This window comes from Olavius algarvensis spirochete endosymbiont (genome assembly GCA_900608495.1).
Lineage (GTDB): Bacteria > Spirochaetota > Spirochaetia > DSM-2461 > DSM-2461 > UBA2779.
The window spans coordinates 1-2,142 of record UWYT01000124.1; the positions used below are offsets into that span (position 1 = coordinate 1).

General features: G+C 43.0%; 6 protein-coding genes. All 6 read left to right on the top strand.

All coding sequences use genetic code 11. From position 1 onward, the window contains the following. The coding region (locus S1OALGB6SA_RS10575; protein ID WP_230204393.1) for a hypothetical protein at positions 1–186 on the top strand (186 nt) is incomplete at its 5' end. Positions 187–339: 153 nt separating this feature from the next. Continuing rightward, entirely contained in the window at positions 340–552 is a 213-nt protein-coding gene (locus S1OALGB6SA_RS03420) for a hypothetical protein (RefSeq protein WP_124032566.1), read from the top strand. Positions 553–611: 59 nt separating this feature from the next. Beyond that, a complete protein-coding gene (locus S1OALGB6SA_RS03425) occupies positions 612–890 on the top strand; it encodes a hypothetical protein (protein WP_124032567.1) in 279 nt (92 codons plus the stop codon). A 244-nt stretch (positions 891–1,134) separates the two neighbouring features. Beyond that, positions 1,135–1,371, top strand: a complete 237-nt coding sequence (locus S1OALGB6SA_RS03430; RefSeq protein ID WP_124032568.1) for a hypothetical protein — start codon at positions 1,135–1,137, stop codon at positions 1,369–1,371. A gap of 114 nt (positions 1,372–1,485) precedes the next feature. After that, positions 1,486–1,671: a hypothetical protein gene (locus tag S1OALGB6SA_RS03435; RefSeq protein WP_124032569.1), complete on the top strand. Its 186-nt coding sequence runs from the start codon at positions 1,486–1,488 to the stop codon at positions 1,669–1,671. A gap of 53 nt (positions 1,672–1,724) precedes the next feature. After that, the gene (locus S1OALGB6SA_RS03440; RefSeq protein WP_124032570.1) at positions 1,725–2,141 is read left to right on the top strand and encodes a hypothetical protein; all 417 of its coding nucleotides are present in this window, start codon (positions 1,725–1,727) and stop codon (positions 2,139–2,141) included. Position 2,142: the final 1 nt, after the last annotated feature.

The window sequence follows — 2,142 nt, forward strand, 5'->3', positions numbered from 1 at the left end:
GTGGAGGAATGCGCAAGGGTTATTCTGTCATCGAGGCTACCAACTGGTATTCCTAATGTGAGCAACAACCCCGTGAAGTATATCGACCCCGACGGAGATGAGACCCACATATTTTCTGTTTTTGTTTGGGGGAAACATCGTCATCTATTCATTGCTGCCCAAGATGCGAAGACAATGTTCAAGTAAGGAGTCTGTATCCAAAAAGTAAGTGTGTTGGCCTTGTCACGGGGACAATTATTGTGGAAGGAAAATCTACTCCAAGCGTACATGATGAAACCACGGGAAAAGGCAGCAAGGAATCGGAACAAGCCGAAGCGTTTTTTGACGATGGCTCTTTGAATGGAGGATTACGTCACGAAGGAGAAATACCATTTCCTGGAAGGCATGACTGAAGAAGAATTCGATCAGACCGTCCCAGGCGTAGCCGATAGCTATCCAGTGGGAGATATACCTTGCGACTCAAAGAGAGGTTATAATAGTAATACGTTTGCGGATGATGTTATTGAAGGTGCTGGAGGAGTGATGCCGGACGCAGACGGTGTTACTCAGTAGAATTATGTGAAGCCTCCAGATGAAGATAGGTGAATATTGCCATAAGCAGGAAGAACACAATGAAATGGAATAAAGTGAATAGAGTTCTGAGTATCATACAAATAATATCACTCTATATTTTACCAATCCTTGCAATATTGATTTTCTTCCTGGAGCTTCCAAATGTCTCAAACTGGGGCTTGCTTTATTACTATCTATTTGTAGCGGGAGGTGTATTTATTGCCCCTGTAATAATCGTAACTTCAAGCATATTGATCGCAATCTCGAAGAAGAAAAAACAGATATTGTTTCTATGTATATCTTTGATATGGTTTTCCTTTTCGTATCTATCTTATTGAAACGAGAGCTATTACTTGAAACAAGAGTTACTATGCTATGATTTATTCCTTCCCACCAGGCCCGGAGGCGATATCTCCTGGGAAGATGAAAGATTATCATCTTCCCAGGAGAGTTTAAGATAAGTAGCGACTCCGACGGCTCCAATGGCCACTGGGTTCGAGCTTATTAGCCCAATGGATTAAGGATGGAGAGCCTCGAGCCGGATGGGTGGCCGAGGGCTTTGGACCTGGGCAAAGTGGAGGAATGCGCAAGGGGTACTCTGTTATCGAGGGCCTAAATTGGTATTCCTATGTGAGCAACAACCCAATAAGGTATGTCGCCCCGACGGGGAAGTGGGAGCTTTCTTTGGGTGGAGGTGCGGGTGTAGCTGGAATTGTGGAATTAGAAGGCGGAAATGATCGCTTGAAAGCGAATCTTTCGATAGGTTTTGGGGAAGGAAGTTTTGCGATTTTCGATTTTTCGACACCTGATGAAAGTTAACTTGGAGGCTTTGCTACATCCTATGGGCTCAAGATAAAAACTGATGCAGAAATTAAGCAATTCTCAGTAGGACTTGAAGGTATCGTTGAGGATGAACAGGATTTTAGTGGCAATATGGAGCGTACAGAGAAGCTCGAACTCACAGTTACAAATCAAAACTTCAAGTCAGGCATACAGTATGATAACGAAAATGGTTTTTCAAATGTGAATGAGCCAGCTTCATCTCTTGGTATAGGTGCAATGACTTTCGGTGGAGTTTCCGTTGGGATGTCTTATGGTAAACCACGCCAAGACAAGTAGAAATCAACTAACAAATAGGGCGAGTTTAGGGGGAAGGTTTCAGGCTTTTGTGATTGACTGGATCTAGCTGGCATCATACCGACTTCTACTGCTCTGATAGTGAGAGTTCTATATCCCAGTATGGAACAAAGATTGATTTTTGGTATGCTCAGTATATCACTAGACGTTACTTGCTTACTCTTATTTTTTTTCGGGATTCCATCAAGTTTCTAAGTCTTGGCAAAAAATTTAACCACATCAAAATTGTAGATAATAACCGGGTTAGTGTTACAAATCCTTGCAGGCTGTTTTTGAGAAATCTTCCGATTATAGTTTTTCCTGTAGATATGCTGGTTCTCTTGTTTACGGGCAAAAGTATAGTTCTTAGACTCAAACAGGAACTATATCTCTCCCCTCAGGCAGGCCCGCTCTCACTTGGGCTTAAGGCACGGCCAGTGCGGCGGCCCTTCTTTCGAGCTGGAATCTTCTAAC